We start from the raw sequence: 18,319 nt of genomic DNA, 5'->3' as shown, positions 1-18,319 counted from the left end.
CCCTGGATTGTTTTGAACGGTTGCTTGTCGGGGCGGATTTAAGGGGCGACGGGTTGTTTAGTCAATCGATCAATTAACTCTTGTGGGGAGACGCCGCTTGGGCTTATCTGCGGCCGCTCTCGCGCCAAAATCAGGGATCTCCGTGACTACCAGCGTACCGAACAGGCTCCCCAGCGGAAAGAATTCCACGGCAGAGAAATTGCTCGTGGCCGCGAGCGAGCTGATGATCGAACGCTCCTCGATCGAGATTTCGCTGAGCGACATCGCCCAGAAGTCCGGCGCCAACGCCGCGCTGGTCAAATATCACTTCGGCAACAAGGACGGCCTGCTGTTGGCGCTGCTCGAGCGCGACGCGGGAACGGAACTGTCCAACCTCGAATATCTGTCGGCTCAGCCGATCACGCCGACCGCGAAGCTGAAGCTGCATATCGGCGGCATCATTCGCGCCTATCACCGGTTTCCCTACATGAACCGGCTGATCCACTATCTGCTGCACGAGAGCGTCGCGGGCTCCGCGGACGAAGTCTCGAAATTCTTCGTCGCACCGCTGCTGGATTTCCATCGCCGCCTGCTCGCCGAAGGCGTCAGTCAGGGCGAATTCCGCGCGACTGATCCGGTGCTGTTCTACACCAGCCTGATCGGCGCCTGCGATCATTTGTTCTTCGGCCGGCACGCGATGTCGCGCGCGACCGGCGTTGGCCCGGTCACCGACGACGTCTGCCGGCAATACATCAAGCATATGGAAACGCTGATCTGCGGTGGCATCCTCACGCAAGGCGAGGAAGCTGTCGCAGCCGGATGATCCGGCCAGAACGCAGAAGTCTAGAGAAGAAACGCCCAAGGAAAAGGTTCGAGGAAAGGTACAAGCGATGCAGTTGAAAGACGTTGCCGTTCTCATCACCGGCGGCGGGTCCGGCCTTGGTGCCGCGACCGCCCGCGCCATGGCCGCCAAGGGCGCCAAGGTCGGCGTGATCGATCAGAGCAAGGAAAACGCCGAGAAGGTTGCCGCCGAAGTGAAGGGCATCGCGCTTCACGCCGATGTCACCAGCGAGGAGCAGATCAAGGCGGCGATCGCCAAGGCGGAAGCCGCGCACGGCGTCGCGCGCGTGCTGATGAACTGCGCCGGCATCGGCGGCTCGCAGCGCATCGTCGGCCGCGACGGGGTCTACCCGCTGGAAAAGTTCGCGCGCATCATCAATGTCAATCTGATCGGCACCTTCAACTGCCTGCGTTTGTTCGCCGAGCGCCTCGTCACGATCGAGCCGGTCGGTGAAGAACGCGGAGTCATCGTTAACACGGCGTCGGTCGCGGCTTACGAAGGTCAGATCGGCCAGATCGCTTATGCGGCGTCGAAGGGCGGCGTCGTCGGTCTCACCCTGCCGGCGGCGCGCGACCTCGCGAGCCAGAAGATCCGCGTCAACACCATCGCGCCCGGCCTGTTCCTGACGCCGCTGCTGATGGGCTTGAACGAAGAGGCCCGCAAGAGCCTCGGTGCCCAGGTGCCGCATCCCGCGCGTCTCGGCGACGCCAATGAATACGGCTCGCTGGCCGTGCACATCGTCGAGAACCCGATGCTCAATGGCGAGACCATCCGTCTCGACGGCGCGATCCGCATGGCGCCGCGGTAGCTCTTCCTCCCTTCTCCCCTTGTGGGAGAAGGTGGCGCGCTTTTGAGCGCGCCGGATGAGGGGTCTCTATCCACGGAGACAGACCCCTCACCCAGGCGAATTCCGGGTTCGCAGCGTACATGCCCTCTCCCACAAGGGGAGAGGGCGCAGCAATCGGCACCGCGAATGGCGGCAAGCACGAGGCGCCTCATGTCCCAACCGCTGCTGATCGAGCACAATGACGGCGTCGACACGGTGACGCTCAATCGTCCCGAACACCTCAACGCGCTCGATTCTGCGCTGATCGACGCGCTCAACGTTTACTTCCGGGGCCTCCAGCGCAACCGCGACACGCGCGTCGTGGTGCTGAAGGGCGCCGGAAAGAATTTTTGCGCAGGACTCGATCTCAAGGCGGCGATGGCGCGCCGTGCCGGGCAGCAGGAGCCGCCTGATGTCACCGAGTCGCTGGATTCGCAGCGGCGCATCGCCGACATCGTGATGCTGATGCGGCGCTGTCCGCAGCCGATCCTCGCGCTGGTGCAGGGCGCGGCGGCGGGCGGCGGCTTTGCTCTTGCGCTCGCCTCCGACATTCGCATCGCGACGATATCGGCGCGAATGAACTGCGCTTTCATCAAGCTCGGCCTTGGCGGCTGCGACATCGGCACCAGTTATTTCCTGCCGCGCCTGGTCGGTGTCTCCGTTGCCTCGGAGCTGATCCTCACGGGACGCTTCATCGGCGCCGAGCGGGCGCTCGCGGTCGGGCTGGTCTCCGAGGTCGTCGACGAGGACAAGCTCGATGAGGCCGCCGAACCCTATGTCGACGCGATGATCACGGCCTCGCCCGTGGGCCTACGCCTGTCCAAGGAATGCCTCAACATGAGCGTCGATGCCGGATCGCTGGAAGCCGTGATCGCGATGGAGGATCGCAACCAGGTCCTGTGCAGCCGCTCCGAGGAATTTTCGGAAGGCATCAGGGCCTTCCTTGAGAAGCGAAAGCCTGTCTATATCAGGCGCTGAAAATGAAGATCCGTAAAGGACAAGAAATTCCGGGAGACGCACAATGAGTGGAAGCGCGGCGGCGGTGATGACGAAGCCCGCCTTTCGCAAGGTCAAGTGGCTTGCGCGCGACATCGATGTCGAGCGCCGCGACGACGGCACGGTGGTGCTGAAGTCGCGCATCCCGCTGCAGACCTACGAGAAGCATATCCCGGCTTCGCTGGCAAAATGGGCGAAGGAAGCGCCCGAGCGGATCTGGCTTGCCCAGCGCGGCGGCCCTAACCGCGAATGGCGTAAGGTGTCCTATGGGGAGGCCAAGCGCACCGTGGATGCGCTGACGCAAGGCCTGCTCAATCTCGCGCTCGACGGCCGCCCGGTCACGATCCTCTCCGGTAATTCGATCGAGCACGCGCTGATGACGCAGGCGGCGATGCAGGCGCGCGTCCCGGCCGCGCCGGTCTCGCCCGCCTACTCCTTGATGAGCCATGATCACGTCAAGCTGAAATACCTGTTCGACCTGATCAAGCCGGGCGTGGTGATGGTGCAGGACGGCCCAACCTTCGAGAAGGCGCTGAAAGCGCTCGATCTCACCGGCGTCACCGTGGTTCACGTCTTGCGGCCCTGCGAGGGTATCGCGAGCGTCAGCTTTGCCGAGATCGCGGCGACAGCCGTGACTGCCGATGTCGAAGCGTCGATCGCGAAGATCACGCCTGAGACCGTCGGCAAGCTGCTGTTCACGTCAGGCTCGACCGGCATGCCCAAGGCCGTCATCAACACGCAAGCGATGATGTGCGCCAACGCGGCGATGATGATGCAGGTGCGGCCGCGCGATCCGCGCGGTCCGATCTCGACCATGCTGGACTGGATGCCCTGGAACCACACCATGGGCGGCAACGCGGCGTTCCACCCGATCCTGGTCGACGGCGGCACGCTCTATATCGATGACGGCCGACCGATGCCGGGCCAATTCGAGGAAACTCTCCGGAATCTGCGCGAGATCTCGCCGACCTATTACGCCAACGTGCCTGCCGGCTATGCCGCGCTCGCCGCCGCCATGGAGAAGGACGAGGCGCTGTGCCGATCCTTCTTCAAGAATCTCTCGATCATGGCCTATGGCGGCGCGCGACTGCCGGATGATCTCTACGACCGCATGCAGGCCCTCGCCGTGAAGACGACCGGTGAGCGCATCGTGTTCTACACCGGCTGGGGCTCGACCGAGACCGCGCCGACCTCGACCGGCACCTATTGGGACACCGAGCGCGTCGGCCTGATCGGCCTGCCGTTCCCCGGCGTCGAGTTGAAGATGGTGCCCTGCGGCTCGAAATACGAGCTGCGTCTGCGCGGCGTCAACGTCACGCCGGGCTATTTCGGCCAGCCTGACCTGACGAAGAAGATGTTCGACGAGGAAGGTTTTTATTGCATTGGTGACGCCGGAATCTTCGTCGACGATGCCGATCCGGTGAAAGGCATCATCTTTGCCGGCCGCGTGGTTGAGGATTTCAAGCTGACCACCGGCACCTTCGTCCATGTCGGCTCGCTGCGCACGGATGCGATCGCAGCCGCGACGCCCGTCGTGCATGATGCGCTGGTCGCGGGGCAGGATCGCGCCTTCATCGGCCTGCTGGCCTGGCCGAACCTGCATGCCTGCCGCCAGCTCGTCGGCAAGGCCGATCTCAGCTTCGATGATGCAGTGAAGCATCCCGAGGTGATCGCTTGCTTCAGGCGCGGGCTGGAGGCTCACAACAGGGAGTGCGAGGGCGCCAGCAGCCGCATCATCGCGCGCGCCATGCTGATGGCGGAACCGCCCTCGATCGACGGCAACGAGCTCACCGATAAGGGCTACATCAACCAGCGCGCCGGCCTGGAGCGCCGTGCCGCTCTGGTGGAGCGGCTTTATGCCGACAAGCCTGACCAGGACGTCATCGTTCTCAAGTAATCGACATCATCAACACGGATACGCGCCATGAATTTCGATTTCTCCGACGACCAGAAGCAGCTCCGCGATCAGGCGCGCAAATTCCTCACCGAGAAGTGCCCACCGAAGGCGGTGCGCGCAGTTCTCGACGGCAAGGCGCCGTACGACAAGGAGCTGTGGAAGGGCCTCGCCGAGATGGGCTTTCTTGGCGTCGCCATTCCCGAGGATTTTGGTGGCGCCGGTGCCGGTCATCTCGAACTTTGCGTGATAGCCGAGGAGATGGGCCGTGCGAACGCGCCGGTGCCGTTTTCCTCCACCGTCTATCTCGCGGCCGAGGCGCTGCTGATCGCCGGCAGTGAGGCGCAGAAGAAGAAATGGTTGCCGGCGATTGCCTCGGGCGAGGCGATCGGCACGCTGGCGCTGTTCGAGGGCAAGGGCAATCCGTCGCCGAAGAACGTCAAGCTGACGGCTGCGAACGGCGTGCTCAACGGTGTCAAGAAGCCGGTCGCCGATGGCGCGATCGCCGACTTCGCGGTGGTCGCGGCACGCACGGGATCGAGCGGACGCGACGGCGACATCTCCTTGTTCATTGTCGACCTCAAGGGCGGCGGTGTCGAGGTGAAGAGCCTGACCAATCTCGATCCCACCCGCGGGCAGGCCGAGATCACTTTCAGGGATTGCAAGGCCGAGCCGCTGGGCGCGTCCGGCGAAGGCTGGAGCATCTTGACTCAAGTGCTCGATCGCGCCGCGGTGCTCTGCGCGTTCGAGCAGGTGGGCGGCTCCGACCGCGCGCTGGAGATGGGCCGCGACTACGCGCTCGACCGCATTGCCTTCGGCCGCCAGATCGGCTCGTTCCAGGCCGTCAAGCACATGCTGGCAGACATGTACGTGTCGGCGACGCTGGCCCGTTCCAACAGCTATTACGGCGCCTGGGCGCTCTCGACCAACGCCGCGGAGCTGCCGGAAGCCGCCGCCGCGGCCCGTATCAGCGCGACGCAGGCGTTCCAGCACTGCGCCAAGAACAATATCCAGGTTCACGGCGGCATGGGTTTCACCTGGGAGTTCGACTGCCACATGTATTACCGCCGCGCCAACGCCATGGCGCTCGGGCTCGGCAGCCTGTCCTATTGGGAGGACCAGTTGATCGACCGCATGCGCAAGAAGAACGCGGCGTAGGCAAAGGGCAACGTCATGAACTTCGACGACACGCCGCAGGAAGCCGAATTTCGCGCCACTGCTCGCGCCTGGATCGCGGCGAATGCGCCCAAGCAGTACGAGGACGAGCTTCGCAAGTCCTCGCTCGGCCGCACGCAATTGAAGAACGCCAACATCCTCGACGTTGCAAAGGCCTGGCAGAAGAAGAAGGCGGATGCCGGCTGGGCCTGTCTGCACTGGCCGAAGGAGTATGGTGGTCGCGGCTCGTCGCCGATCGAACGTGTGATCTGGCAGCAGGAAGAGGGGCCGTTCGGCCAGCTCTCCCGCATGTTCATCATCGGCCATGGCATGTGCGGGCCGACTATGATGGCGTTCGCACGCGAGGAGCATAAGCGCGCTTATCTGCCGCCACTCGCCTCCGGCGAAAAGGTCTGGTGCCAGCTGTTCTCCGAGCCCGCCGGCGGCTCCGACGTTGCGGGCCTGCGCACGCGCGCCGAGAAGGACGGCGATGACTGGGTGATCAACGGCCAGAAGATCTGGACGTCGGGCGCGCATTATTCCGATTACGGCATTTTGCTCACCCGCACCGATCCGACCGTGCCCAAGCACAAGGGCCTTACCATGTTCTTCCTGGACATGAAGAGCCCGGGCGTCGAGGTGCGGCCGATCAAGCAGGCGAGCGGCGCTTCCGACTTCAACGAGGTCTATTTCACCAACGTCCGCATTCCCGATCACCAGCGCCTCGGCGAGGTCGGTGACGGCTGGAACGTCTCGCTGACCACGCTGATGAATGAGCGCAGCGCGATCGGCGCGGCCGTCTCGACAGGCTTCCCCGAGTTGTTCGAATATTGCTCCAGCCTGATGCTGGACGATGGCCCGGCCATCGAGGATCGTGCCGTGCGCGCGAAACTGGCGAGCTGGGCGGTGAAGGCGAGCGGGCTGAAATACACCAGCATGCGCGCGATCTCCGCGCTGTCGAAGGGCGAGCGCCCGGGACCGGAAAATTCCATCGGCAAGCTGGTGGCGGGCGCGATGATCCAGGATGTCGCGACTTATGCGCTAGACTTGCAGGGTGCGGGCGGAGTGGTCAGCGGCGAGGACGCCGAACTCGCCGGCCGCTTCCAGGCGATGCTGCTGCGCGCGCCGGGCACCCGTGTCGAAGGCGGCACCGATGAGATCATGCGCAACATCATCGCCGAGCGGGTGTTGGGCCTGCCCGGCGACATCCGGGTCGACAAGGACGTGCCGTTCAACAAGATCCCGACGAAGGGAAGATGAATTGTAGGGTGGGCAAAGGCGCACAGCGCCGTGCCCACCAATCTGTCGAGCACGAGGGAAGGCGGTGGGCACGCTTCGCTTTGCCCACCCTACGCACCGAACAAGGATTGAGAGGTCCGCCATGAATTTCGACGACACCCCGCAGGAAGCCGCATTCCGCGAGACCGCGCGCAAATGGGTCGAGGCCAACGCGCCGAAGGAGTTTTTGGCCGAGCTGTCAAAATCCTCGCTCGGCCGCATCCGGCTCGCCAACCACGACATCGTCGATGTCGGCAAGGCCTGGCAGAAGAAGAAGGCCGAAGGCAACTGGGCCTGCCTGCATTGGCCCAAGGAATATGGCGGCCGGGGTGCGACGCCGATCGAGCGCGTGATCTGGCAGCAGGAGGAAGGCGTCTATGGCAAGCTGACGCAGCCGTTCCAGATCGGCGAGGGCATGTGCGGGCCCACCGTGATGGCTTTTGGCAGCGAGCACGCCAAGCGGCGCCATTTGCCGAAGCTGGCCGCGGGCCAGGAGATCTGGTGCCAGCTGTTCTCCGAGCCGTCAGCGGGCTCCGATGTCGCGGGCTTGCGCACGCGCGCGGAGAAGAAGGGCGACAATTGGGTCGTCAACGGCCAGAAGATCTGGACTTCGGGTGCGCACTATTCTGACTACGGTCTTTTGATCGCGCGCACCGATCCCAATGTGCCCAAGCACAAGGGTCTCACGATGTTCTTCCTGGATATGAAGAGCCCCGGCGTCGAGGTGCGCCCGATCAAGCAGGCCAACGGCATGCAGGAGTTCAACGAGGTCTATTTCACCGACGTCGTCATTCCCGACAGCCAGCGTCTTGGCGCGATCGGCGAGGGCTGGAGCGTGTCGCTGACCACGCTGATGAACGAGCGGATGTCGATCGGCTCGCGGCTCGCGACCGGCGTCCCCGAGATGTTCGAGTTCTGCTCCAATCTGATGCTGGAGGATGGCCTCGCCATCGACGATCCCGCCGTGCGCTCAAAACTCGCGAGCTGGGCGGTGAAGTCGAGCGGGCTGAAATACACCAGCTACCGGGCGATCTCGGCGCTGTCCAAGGGCGAGCGGCCGGGGCCGGAGAATTCGATCGGCAAGCTCGTCTCCGGCATGATGCTGCAGGACATCGCAACCTACGCCATGGACCTCCAGGGCGCGGCCGGCGTTCTCACCGGCAGCGACGAGGAAACCGTTCAGGGCCAGTTCCAGCAGATGCTGCTGTCCTCGCCCTCGATGCGCATCGCGGGCGGCACCGACGAGATCTTGCGCAGCATCATCGCCGAGCGTGTGCTGGGATTGCCGGGTGACATCCGCGTCGACAAGGACGTGCCGTATAACAAGATCCCGACCAAGGGACGGTGATCCAGCCTCTCGCCGTATCTTGTAGGGTGGGCAAAGCGAAGCGTGCCCACCATGCGCAGATGCGCCGAGGTAAGTCTGTCGGTGGGCACGGCGCTGTGCGCCTTTGCCCACCCTACGAAGAGAAGGCGCGAGTTGATCCATGGACGCACAAGTAAAGCAAAACGACCGCATCGGCGTGCTCGAAGAGCTACTCAACGAGCGCTACTCGGTGCGCGCCTTCCTGGCCAAGGAGGTCGATCGTGCGACGATCGAACATGTGCTGACCACCGCGCAGCGCACGGCGTCCTGGTGCAACAGCCAGCCCTGGCAGGTCGTCATCGCCAGCGGCGAGGCCAAGGAGCGTTTCCGCAAGCTGATTTACGCAGAAGCATCGAGCGGGCTCGGCGACGACTATGATTTCACGCCCCCGCGCGAATATCTCGGCGCCTATCTCGAACGCCGCCGCGAGAGCGGCTTCCAGCTCTACAACACACTCGGCATCGCGCGCGGAGACAAGATGGCCTATGCCAAGCAGGCGCTGGAGAACTACAACTTCTTCGGCGCGCCGCATGTGGCCATCATTCACACCGACGAGCCGCTCGGCATCTACGGTGCGATCGATTGCGGCGCCTATGTCTCGAACTTCATGCTGGCCGCGCAGGCGCTCGGGCTCGGCACCATTCCGCAGGCGGCGCTCGCGCGCCACTCCGGCCTGATCCGCCGCCATTTCAATCTGCCTGCTGACCGCCGCATCGTTTGCGGCATTTCGTTCGGCTATGCCGACAATGCCCACAAGGTCAACAGCTACCGCACGTCGCGTGCGAGCGTGGCCGAGACCGTGACCTTCGTGGACGAGTGACCAAGCGTGGACCGGTGATCGAGGCGGCCCAGGCACGCATCAAGTTTCACGCTTCAGACATACGAAGACGGCCGCGGAAGCGGCCGCCTTCATCGGGGTCTCAGTCGGATTGACGCCGGCGGTCAGCCGCCGCTGCCGCCGATCACGGCGCGAATGGTCTCGTCGGGCCCGAAATCCTCGGCGCCATCGACATAGAGCAGTGCCGCGAGCTTGGAGCGCGCACGGTTCACGCGGCTCTTGATCGTGCCGACTGCGCAGCCGCAGATCGAGGCCGCATCCTCATAGGAGAAGCCGGAGGCGCCGACGAGGATCAGCGCTTCACGCTGGTCCTGCGGAAGCTTGTCGAGCGCCGTGCGGAATTCCTCGAACTCGAGATGTGCGTTCTGCGACGGCTGCGTCTTCAGCGTCTTGGCATAATTGCCTTCGGCGTCCTCGACTTCCCGCCGCCGCTTGCGATAGTCGGAGCGGAACAGGTTGCGCAGGATCGTGAACAGCCACGCCGGCAGATTGGAGCCGGGCTGGAACGAGTCGATGTTGGCGAGCGCGCGCAACAGCGTCTCCTGAACCAGATCGTCGGCGCGATCGGCATTGCCGCTGAGCGAGATGGCGAACGCGCGCAGACTGGGCACGGCCGCCAGGATGTCGTTACGCAGGGAGTCCGTGAGAGGCATTAGTCCCTCCCATTGTTGTTGTCGTTAGAGCCGCCACCATTTTCCACTTGGGGTGTCGCTCCCGGCGCATCAAGTTTCTTGATTAGTTCCGCGAACCGGTCCGGAACCCCCTGCCGCACCACGTCGTCGTACATGGCGCGCAGCTGGTGCCCGATCCGGGACTGGATCTCCGGAGTGAGCCCTCCCTTGCCGGGGGTCGTGCTTTTGCTGGCTTGAGACTTGAGATCTTTCATGACCTGTTCCACGTTTCCCCGAGTTAAGTAACTGTAAAATCGAGAAGTTCTCTCAACCGGGAGCCGTTCCCTGGATAGGCTCAATGCGAGTTGCGAGAAAAAGTTCCGCCCCCATGCGGAACTTTTCTCAGTCTGAGGCGTAATCAGCCCAGCAGGGGAACCCGGGCCCCCCGCCTAACGCCTGCACGTCAAGGTCGGCCCGATGATGATATGGAGTGGGGATGTCCCGTTCACAGCTCGTTGCTGAACACTTGCCGTTGTTGCGCCGGTACGCGCGCGCCCTGACGGGCAGCCAGTCCTCCGGTGACGCCTATGTCGCAGCCATGTTGGAAGCCATGCTGGGGGATCCGTCGGTGCTCGACGAGAGCCACGGGCCGCGCGCCGGCCTGTTCCGGCTGTTCACCCAAATCTGGAATTCCGTTTCCGTCAACGACGATTCCGAGGTGACGAACTTGCCGATGCCCCCGGAGCGACGGCTGTCGAACATCACGCCATTGCCGCGGCAAGCCTTCCTGCTGCTCTCGCTCGAGGGATTTTCGGAAGAAGAGGTCGGCTACATTCTCGGCACCGACGTCGGCGAGACGCGCCGGCTTGCGGATGCTGCAGGACGTGAGATGGCCGCCGAGATCGCCACCGACGTGCTGATCATTGAGGATGAGACCTTCATCGCCATGGATCTCGAGAGCCTGGTGAAGAATCTCGGCCACAATGTCGTCGGCGTCGCCCGTACCCACGCCGATGCGGTCGCCTTGGCAAAGAACAGGCGGCCCGGCCTGATCCTCGCCGACATCCAGCTCGCCGACGGCTCGTCGGGCCTCGACGCCGTGAACGAGCTGCTCCGCACCTTCGAGGTGCCGGTGGTGTTCATCACCGCCTACCCGGAGCGCTTCCTCACCGGCGAGCGTCCCGAGCCGGCGTTCCTGATCTCAAAACCGTTCCAGCCGGCGATGGTGTCGGCGGTGGCGAGCCAGGCCCTGTTCTTCCAGCGCAACTCCCGCAACCGCGCGCCGAAAGTGCCGGCGGCGTAAGGGAGCGCCTACTCCCGACATTTGACGAAATCCGATCCGGCGTGCCGCAAGGTGCGCCGGATTTTTGTTGACCAGGTTGCCGCGCTTGACGGCCATCGAATTCGCCGCTCATACCTCCTGCAGCGGCCGCGTTGCAGCCGCAGCGCATCGGAGACGTGTTCATGGACCAGCAACTCCTCGATCGCCTCGCCATCCGCGACCTCGTCGAGAACTGGGCGGTGTGGCGGGATGCCGGCGACTGGGAGCGCTTTGCCACGGTCTGGCATGAAGAGGGCTGGATGTCCGCCACCTGGTTTCAGGGGCCGGCGCGGGATTTCATGCGGGTCAGCCAGGAGGGGTTCGCCAAGGGCGTGCGCATCCTGCATTTCCTGGGCGGCTGCAGTATCGACCTCGAGGGGGCGCGCGCCATCGCGCAGACCAAGATGACCATCTCGCAGCGCGCGCCGGTGCACGACGTGCACTGCGACGTCGTCTGCACCGGGCGCTTCTACGATTTCCTGGAGAAGCGGCAGGGAAAATGGGGCATCGTCCGCCGCCAGCCGATCTACGAGAAGGACCGGATCGACCCGGTCGATCCCGCCGCGACACTTCAGCTCGACCAGAAAGCCCTTGCCGCGCTCCCGGAAGGCTACCGCCACCTCGCCTACATGCAGGAGCTGATCGGCTACAAGGTCAAGCGCGACATGCCGGGCCTCACCGGGCCCGAGGTCGAGAAGCTCTATGGGGAGGGGCGGGAGTGGCTCGCGGAGAAGGCGAACTGAACGCCAGACAAAAGTAAGGCGCGACTGGCATCACCACAGTCGCGCCCTACGTCGCCGGCTTATGGGGCAGGGGGGAATAGCCGGCTGTTGAGACGACTCCCGTCCGCGAAAGTCGTTCCAGGCGGTTGCGAAATTTTTCGCAGGTCGTGTCTTTTTCGCACACGGTTAAGTGATCTTAACGACTGAGAACTCCCGGTCCTCTCCTCGCGTTGTTCCCGCGATCGCCATGGGGCGAGGGACCGACAGCCATGTCACAGATCCAAAAGGTATTTTTAGGCGCCGTCGCGCTCGCCGCGACGCTTGGCGCCGTTCAGGTCGGCGCCGTGCAGCTGGCCTCCGGCCATGATCTGGCCGACCGCTGGCAGGCGGTCGCTGACAAGCCGGGCCATAACGTCAATCGCTCCAGCAAAGCCGACCGGCTCGCCGACATCAAGCAGGCGGAGGTTCCAACCCGTACCGTGTCGATGCGGCTGAACGATCTCGCCGACACGTCGGTGCTGCTGCGGGTCCCCGCGGTGATCGAGACCGGTAACGCCAAGCCGCCGGTGTTGCTCCCGGACCAGAAGCAGAGCCGCAAAAAGCCGACGATTGCCTGCGAGCCGATGGTCAGCTCCCTGACCGAGGTCGCAAAACTGCTCCAGCCCGGTCGCTGCGTGACCTGATCGGCATTTGCCAGGGACAAGTCGGCCTCCGCCTGGAGGGCGATTGCTTGCGTCCACTTGATCCCCTGCCCCCTCGCGTTATATCCCGGGTTTCTTTCCCTTTCGATTGACCGGGTAAACGCATGACGACGTCAGACACGGCTGTGCATACGCAGCCCTTCCAGGCCGAGGTTTCCGAGCTTCTGCACCTGATGGTGCACTCCGTCTATTCCGAGACCGATATCTTCCTGCGCGAGCTCGTCTCCAACGCATCGGACGCCTGCGACAAGCTGCGCTATAAGGCCATCGCGAGTCCGGCGCTGCTGGGCGAGGGCGACGCGCTCAAGATCCGGATCATTCCGAACAAGACGGCCGGAACGCTTGCGATCGCTGACAATGGCATCGGCATGGAGCGGCAGGAGCTGATCGACCACCTCGGCACCATCGCCCGCTCGGGCACCAAGGCCTTCGTGTCGAAGCTCAAGGAAGCCAAGGATGGACTTGGCCTGATCGGCCAGTTCGGCGTCGGCTTCTATTCCGCTTTCATGGTCGCCGACAAGATCGTCGTGGTCAGCCGCCGCGCCGGCGAGAGCGACGTCTGGACCTGGACGTCCACAGGCGGGTCGGGCTTCGAGATCGCGCGTGCCAGCGAGGAGGATGCGGCCCGCGTGCAGCGCGGCACCGAGATCGTCCTGCACCTCAAGGACGATGCGAAGAAATATCTCGAAGCCTACGAGATCGAGCGTGTCGTCGCCGCTTATTCCGACAACATCCTCTTCCCCATCGAGCTCGTGCCCGAAGAGGGCGAGCCGCGTCAGATCAATTCTGCAAGCGCACTGTGGCAGCGCTCGAAATCCGAGCTCACGCCGGAAGACTACAAGAAGGCTTATCAGCAGATCGCCTCCGCCTTCGACGATCCCGCGATGACGCTGCATTATCGCGCGGAGGGGCGTTACTCCTACGCCGTGCTGCTGTTTGCGCCCTCGACCAAGCCGTTCGACCTGTTCGAGCCGAACCGCAAGGGACGCGTCAAGCTCTATGTCCGCCGCGTCTTCATCACCGACGATGCCGATCTTCTGCCGGGCTACCTCCGCTTCATCCGCGGCGTCGTCGACAGCGAGGATCTCCCGCTCAACATCTCCCGCGAGATGCTTCAGAACAATCCGCAGCTCGCACAGATCCGCAAGGCCGTGGCGACCCGCGTCTTGTCCGAGCTCGAAAGCCTTGCGGAGAAGGATCCGGAGAACTTCGCGAAGATCTGGGAGGCCTTCGGCGCGGTGCTGAAGGAAGGCATCTACGAGGATTTCGAGCGCCGCGAAAAGCTGCTCGCGCTGTCGCGTTTCACTACGACCTCGGGCGAGAGGCGCTCGCTCAAGGACGTCATTGCCGATTTCAAGCCGAACCAGACCGAGATCTATTATCTCGTCGGTGACGGCATCGAGCGGCTGAAGTCGAGCCCCCGGCTCGAGGCGGCGACTGCGCGTGGCATCGAAGTGCTGCTGCTGTCCGATCCCGTCGACGCCTTCTGGACCTCGATGCCATCGGAGTTCGACGGCAAACCGCTGAAGTCGCTGAGCCAGGGTGATCTCAATCTCGACCTCATCCCGCGCGTCGACGAGGTGGACGAAGCGAAGAAGGACGAGCCGGCCGCCGACGAGGGCGCCACCATCGCGGTGATCAAGGCCGCGCTCGGCGAGCGCGTCAGCGACGTCAAGGCATCGACGCGCCTCACCAGTTCCGCGTCCTGCCTCGTTGCCGACAGCCAGGGCCCGAGCCGCGAGCTCGAGCGCATCCTGGCCCAGCAGAACCGCGGCATGCGCACCAAGCCGATCCTCGAGATCAATCTGCGCCATCCGATGGTCACGGCGATCACGAAGGCTCAGGCCGGCTCGAAGGCGGTCGACGATCTCAGCCTGCTCCTGCTCGAACAGGCGCAGATCCTGGACGGCGAACTGCCGGAAGACCCGGCGGCGTTTGCGGCAAGATTGAACCGGCTGGTGTTGCAAGGGCTCGGCGCGTAGCGGGCGCAGTGCACCGCACTCACCTTGCCGTCATTTACGCGCAGGAACGGTCGCCTCTGCCGTGGTGTTATGCCATACGAGGTGGCCGGCATCTGGGCCGCCGACATGACAGATTCGAGGATTTCTCCATGCGTTTGCCGATCCTGACCCTCACCGCAATTGTCACGCTGTTCGTGGCGGCAGATGCCAGCGCCCAGACCTATGATCCGCGTTATCCGGTGTGCATGCACGTCTATACGCCCGGCGGCTTCGGCGGGGGCGGCGGCGATTATTTCGATTGCTCCTTCACCTCGCTGCCGCAGTGCCGCGCCACGGCCTCGGGCCGCTCGGCAAGCTGCGACGTCAATCCCTACTATGCGTTCGACCAACCCCCGCCGCCGCCGCGCCGGCGTCACAAGAACGTGCACTAGCGATCCGCAACGCGGCTTTCAGGGGGAATTCCTATGCGTCGCTTATTCGGCCTGATCATGACCGTCGGTGCCCTGCTCACGGCCGCGCCGTCGCATGCGCAGACCTTCGATCCGCGCTATCCCGTCTGCATGCACGTCTATTCCGGCGCGAACGGCGGTGGCGGGGAGTGGTATGATTGCTCCTTCACCTCAGTGCCGCAGTGCCAAGCTACCGCTTCAGGCCGCTCCGCCAGTTGCGATCTCAATCCGTATTATCCGTTCAACGTACCGCCGCAGCGCTCGCGCCATCATCGGGGCGGATAGCGCTGCGCGAATCCTACGCTCCCGCTTCGCGTGCAGGCGCGGTCGTTACTCCTTCCTGATTCCCGACAACTCCACCACCTTGCGCCAGCGGTCGGTCTCCGCCGTCAGCATGCCGCCAAATTCGCCGGCATTGCCGTGCAGCGGGATCGCGCCGAGCCCGGCGATGCGGGACTTGATCTCCGCATCCGACAGCGCGGCGTCGATTTCGCGATTGAGCAGGTCGACGATCTCGCGCGGCGTGTCGTGCGGGGCGCCGACGCCGTAGAATGAACTCGTCTCGTAGCCGCTGAGCGTGTCCGCGATCGATGGCACGTCCGGCAAAATCTCCGAGCGCTCGCGCGTGGTGACGCCGAGCGCGCGCAATTTTCCGGCGCGCACGAGCTCGAAGGATGAAGTGACGTTGTCGAACATGCCCTGGATCTGGCCGCTCATCACGTCGGTCAATCCGGGCGCCGAGCCGCGATAGGGCACGTGGATGAACTGCACGCCGGCCAGCGACTTGAACAGCTCGCCGGAGAGATGCAGCGAGGTGCCGATGCCGGAAGAGGCGATCGACATCTTGCCGGGATTGGCCTTGGCGTAGGCGATGAAGTCGGCGACGCTGGTCACCGGCAGGTCGTTGTTGACGACCAGCACCAGCGGAATTCGCGCGACGCCGGCGACCGGCGCGATGCCCCTGGCGAAATCATACGGCAGCGCCGGGTCGAACGAGGCGTTGATGGCGTTCGCGGTCGAGGTCAACAGCAGGGTGTGACCATCCGGGGCGGACGTGATCACTGCCTGTGTCCCGATATTGCTGCCGGCGCCAGGCTTGTTCTCGACGACGAAGGTCTGGCCGAGCCGGTCGGAGAGGCGCTGGCAGAGCAGTCGCGACAGCACGTCGGTGGCCCCGCCCGGCGCATAGGGCACCACCCATTTCACGCTATGCGAGGGATAGGAGGGATTCCCGATCGCAAAGGCGCGTGGCGTGGCGAGCACGGTTGCCGCAGCGGCCGCAGCCTGAATGAAATGTCGCTTGGTGATCATCATGCTCTCCAGTTCACCTTGCGCTGCAAGCGGGGCAAGGGGACACGCGCAGCGCGCCCCGACAACTGGCCTTGCTATCGCAAGAATTGCGAGGCCGCGCACGCCGATCCCACTGGCTTGGTAAAGGATGACTAGAGTTAATCACCCACTAACCCGGTTTTACCTTGTCTCTTAACACCTGAGCAGGGCGTGCGAGCTAAGCTCTCGGAACCAGCAGACACGTTCCGAAAGAATGAACGGCATGACAACCGGCGTCATCGAGCAACCGAAAGCCGCGCGCGCACCTTCGGCTTCGAAAATCTGGCTGAAGGCGATCGAGCTCACCGCACGGATCGAGACGTTGCCGGGCCGGCTGTTCGCCGATGTCGTCGATGATTGGGCGCAGCGCCAGCCCGATCGCATTGCGCTGGCCACCGATCACGCGAGCCTCGACTATGAGGGGCTTTCAAGACGCATCAATCGTTATGCGCGGTGGGCGCGCTCGGCCGGTGTGGCCAAGGGCGATACTGTCGCGCTGATCATGCCGAACGGCATCGACTATGTCGCGGCCTGGCTCGGCATCAGTCGGGTCGGCGGCGTGGTGGCGATGATCAACACCAAGCTCGTCGGCCGATCGCTCGCGCATTGCATCGGAGTAGCAAAGCCCGCCCACATCATTGTCGCGCACGAGCTCGAGGATGCGCTGGACGGCGCGTCGCCACCCCTGAAGACGGAAGCAAAGGTCTGGACCCATGGCGATGCTCGCTGCGAGCGCGCGATCGATGTCGCGCTTGCCGCGCTCGATGACGGGCCGCTTTCGCCGGACGAGCGTGGCGACGTCACCATCGACGACCGGGCCCTGCTGATCTACACGTCCGGGACGACCGGCCTGCCGAAAGCCGCCAGCATCAGCCACCGCCGCATCCTCAATTGGGGCTTTTGGTTCGCCGGCCTCACCGGCGCGACACCGCAGGATCGGCTCTACGATTGCCTGCCGCTGTTCCACTCGGTCGGCGGCATTGTCGCGCCATGCAGTATGCTTGCCGCCGGCGGTTCGGTGGTGATCGCGGAAAAATTCTCAGCATCGAATTTCTGGCCCGACATCGTGCGCCACGACTGCACGTTGTTTCAGTATATCGGCGAGCTCTGCCGCTATCTGCTCAAGGCACCGCCGTCAGAATACGAGAACCGGCATCGCCTGCGGCTCGTCTGCGGCAACGGCCTGCGCGGTGACATCTGGGACGATTTTCAGACGCGTTTCGCCATTCCGCGCATTCTCGAATTCTACGCGGCGACGGAAGGCAATTTCTCGCTGTTCAACGTCGAGGGCCAGCCCGGCGCGATCGGCCGCGTTCCGCCGCTGCTCGCGCATCGTTTCCCTGCCGGTCTCGTCAAGCTCGACCCCGATAACGGCGCGCCGCTGCGCAATGCGGAGGGGTTTTGTATCCCCTGCGCGCGCGGCGAGCCCGGCGAAGCCATAGGACGCATCGGCACGGCGGATGAGGGCGGCGGTCGCTTCGAGGGCTACACCGACGCGAGCGAGACCGAGAAGAAGATCCTGCGCGATGTCTTTGCCAAGGGCGATTCCTGGTTCCGCACCGGCGATCTGATGCGGCTCGACGACAAGGGTTTCTTCCATTTCGTCGACCGCATCGGCGACACCTTTCGCTGGAAGGGCGAGAACGTCGCGACTTCGGAGGTCAATGACGCCGTGCGCGACTTCAGCGGCGTGATCGACGCCACCACCTACGGCGTCAGCATCCCCGGTACCGACGGCCGCGCCGGCATGAGCGCGATCGTGGTAAACGAGGGCTTCGTCCTAGAGGCGCTGCCCGCCCATCTTGCTCAGCGCCTGCCGGCCTATGCTCATCCCGTCTTCATACGCATCTCGCGCGAGCTCGATGCGACCGAGACGTTCAAGCAGAAAAAGGGCGAGCTCGCGCGCGAGGGATTTGATCCGGCCGTGGTCTCCGATCCGCTGTTCATGCTGGACCCGAAGGCCGGCACCTATGTCGCGCTGGACGCGGAGACATATGCGCAAATCAACGAGGGCACGATCCGGCTCTAGTCGCACGAAAATTCGGAGATAGG

Annotated in this window: 18 protein-coding genes; 15 read left to right on the top strand and 3 right to left on the bottom strand. The window is 64.0% G+C overall.

Going from position 1 to position 18,319, the window contains the following annotated elements:
* The first annotated feature begins 199 nt into the window (after positions 1-199).
* The 8 genes from AC0L3J_RS13015 to AC0L3J_RS12980 all read left to right on the top strand — a co-directional run bounded on the left by AC0L3J_RS13015 (position 200) and on the right by AC0L3J_RS12980 (position 9,155).
* Entirely contained in the window at positions 200-802 is a 603-nt protein-coding gene (locus AC0L3J_RS13015; protein ID WP_473347320.1) for a TetR family transcriptional regulator, read from the top strand.
* A 67-nt stretch (positions 803-869) separates the two neighbouring features.
* Positions 870-1,628, top strand: a complete 759-nt coding sequence (locus tag AC0L3J_RS13010) for an SDR family NAD(P)-dependent oxidoreductase (RefSeq protein ID WP_473347242.1) — start codon at positions 870-872, stop codon at positions 1,626-1,628.
* A 189-nt stretch (positions 1,629-1,817) separates the two neighbouring features.
* Positions 1,818-2,624: an enoyl-CoA hydratase/isomerase family protein gene (locus AC0L3J_RS13005; RefSeq protein ID WP_473347241.1), complete on the top strand. Its 807-nt coding sequence runs from the start codon at positions 1,818-1,820 to the stop codon at positions 2,622-2,624.
* Positions 2,625-2,667: 43 nt separating this feature from the next.
* Entirely contained in the window at positions 2,668-4,539 is a 1,872-nt protein-coding gene (locus tag AC0L3J_RS13000) for an AMP-binding protein (protein WP_473347240.1), read from the top strand.
* Between the two features lie 27 nt (positions 4,540-4,566).
* Positions 4,567-5,694 carry an acyl-CoA dehydrogenase family protein gene (locus AC0L3J_RS12995; protein ID WP_473347239.1) on the top strand — a complete coding sequence of 376 codons (1,128 nt, stop codon included), beginning with the start codon at positions 4,567-4,569 and terminating at the stop codon, positions 5,692-5,694.
* Between the two features lie 15 nt (positions 5,695-5,709).
* Positions 5,710-6,951 carry an acyl-CoA dehydrogenase gene (locus tag AC0L3J_RS12990; protein ID WP_473347238.1) on the top strand — a complete coding sequence of 414 codons (1,242 nt, stop codon included), beginning with the start codon at positions 5,710-5,712 and terminating at the stop codon, positions 6,949-6,951.
* A gap of 121 nt (positions 6,952-7,072) precedes the next feature.
* Entirely contained in the window at positions 7,073-8,317 is a 1,245-nt protein-coding gene (locus AC0L3J_RS12985) for an acyl-CoA dehydrogenase (RefSeq protein WP_473347237.1), read from the top strand.
* A 139-nt stretch (positions 8,318-8,456) separates the two neighbouring features.
* Positions 8,457-9,155 carry a nitroreductase gene (locus tag AC0L3J_RS12980; protein ID WP_473347236.1) on the top strand — a complete coding sequence of 233 codons (699 nt, stop codon included), beginning with the start codon at positions 8,457-8,459 and terminating at the stop codon, positions 9,153-9,155.
* Between the two features lie 122 nt (positions 9,156-9,277).
* Here AC0L3J_RS12980 and AC0L3J_RS12975 read toward each other — a convergent pair whose 3' ends face one another.
* Together AC0L3J_RS12975 and AC0L3J_RS12970 are read right to left on the bottom strand one after the other, a co-directional pair.
* Positions 9,278-9,826, bottom strand: a complete 549-nt coding sequence (locus AC0L3J_RS12975; RefSeq protein WP_007597240.1) for a sigma-70 family RNA polymerase sigma factor — start codon at positions 9,824-9,826, stop codon at positions 9,278-9,280.
* Positions 9,826-10,059, bottom strand: coding sequence for a NepR family anti-sigma factor (locus AC0L3J_RS12970; RefSeq protein WP_007597239.1), 234 nt, complete (start codon positions 10,057-10,059; stop codon positions 9,826-9,828). The genes AC0L3J_RS12975 and AC0L3J_RS12970 overlap by 1 nt, the downstream gene beginning before the upstream one ends.
* Before the next feature lie 221 nt (positions 10,060-10,280).
* Here AC0L3J_RS12970 and AC0L3J_RS12965 point away from each other — a divergent pair, with 221 nt between their 5' ends.
* The 6 genes from AC0L3J_RS12965 to AC0L3J_RS12940 all read left to right on the top strand — a co-directional run bounded on the left by AC0L3J_RS12965 (position 10,281) and on the right by AC0L3J_RS12940 (position 15,223).
* A complete protein-coding gene (locus AC0L3J_RS12965) occupies positions 10,281-11,087 on the top strand; it encodes a response regulator (RefSeq protein WP_027565571.1) in 807 nt (268 codons plus the stop codon).
* A gap of 161 nt (positions 11,088-11,248) precedes the next feature.
* Complete coding sequence (locus AC0L3J_RS12960) at positions 11,249-11,848, top strand: nuclear transport factor 2 family protein (protein WP_473347235.1); 600 nt, start codon at positions 11,249-11,251, stop codon at positions 11,846-11,848.
* Between the two features lie 248 nt (positions 11,849-12,096).
* On the top strand, positions 12,097-12,510 hold the full coding sequence (locus AC0L3J_RS12955; RefSeq protein WP_027514096.1) for a hypothetical protein: 414 nt from the start codon (positions 12,097-12,099) through the stop codon (positions 12,508-12,510).
* 122 nt (positions 12,511-12,632) lie between these two features.
* Positions 12,633-14,510 (top strand): molecular chaperone HtpG, encoded by a 1,878-nt coding sequence (htpG, locus tag AC0L3J_RS12950; protein WP_473347234.1) that lies wholly within the window; start codon positions 12,633-12,635, stop codon positions 14,508-14,510.
* Between the two features lie 128 nt (positions 14,511-14,638).
* The gene (locus AC0L3J_RS12945) at positions 14,639-14,920 is read left to right on the top strand and encodes a DUF3551 domain-containing protein (protein ID WP_027514094.1); all 282 of its coding nucleotides are present in this window, start codon (positions 14,639-14,641) and stop codon (positions 14,918-14,920) included.
* Between the two features lie 33 nt (positions 14,921-14,953).
* Positions 14,954-15,223, top strand: a complete 270-nt coding sequence (locus tag AC0L3J_RS12940; protein ID WP_473347233.1) for a DUF3551 domain-containing protein — start codon at positions 14,954-14,956, stop codon at positions 15,221-15,223.
* Between the two features lie 45 nt (positions 15,224-15,268).
* On the opposite strand, the gene AC0L3J_RS12935 is transcribed toward AC0L3J_RS12940, so the two are convergent.
* Entirely contained in the window at positions 15,269-16,249 is a 981-nt protein-coding gene (locus AC0L3J_RS12935; protein WP_473347319.1) for a Bug family tripartite tricarboxylate transporter substrate binding protein, read from the bottom strand.
* Between the two features lie 232 nt (positions 16,250-16,481).
* On the opposite strand from AC0L3J_RS12935, the gene AC0L3J_RS12930 reads away from it, so the two are divergent.
* The gene (locus AC0L3J_RS12930; protein ID WP_473347232.1) at positions 16,482-18,296 is read left to right on the top strand and encodes a long-chain-acyl-CoA synthetase; all 1,815 of its coding nucleotides are present in this window, start codon (positions 16,482-16,484) and stop codon (positions 18,294-18,296) included.
* The last annotated feature ends 23 nt before the right edge of the window (positions 18,297-18,319 follow it).

The organism is Bradyrhizobium sp. Kon37 (assembly GCF_055807535.1).
This window is presented reverse-complemented; position numbering and strand designations above follow the sequence as displayed.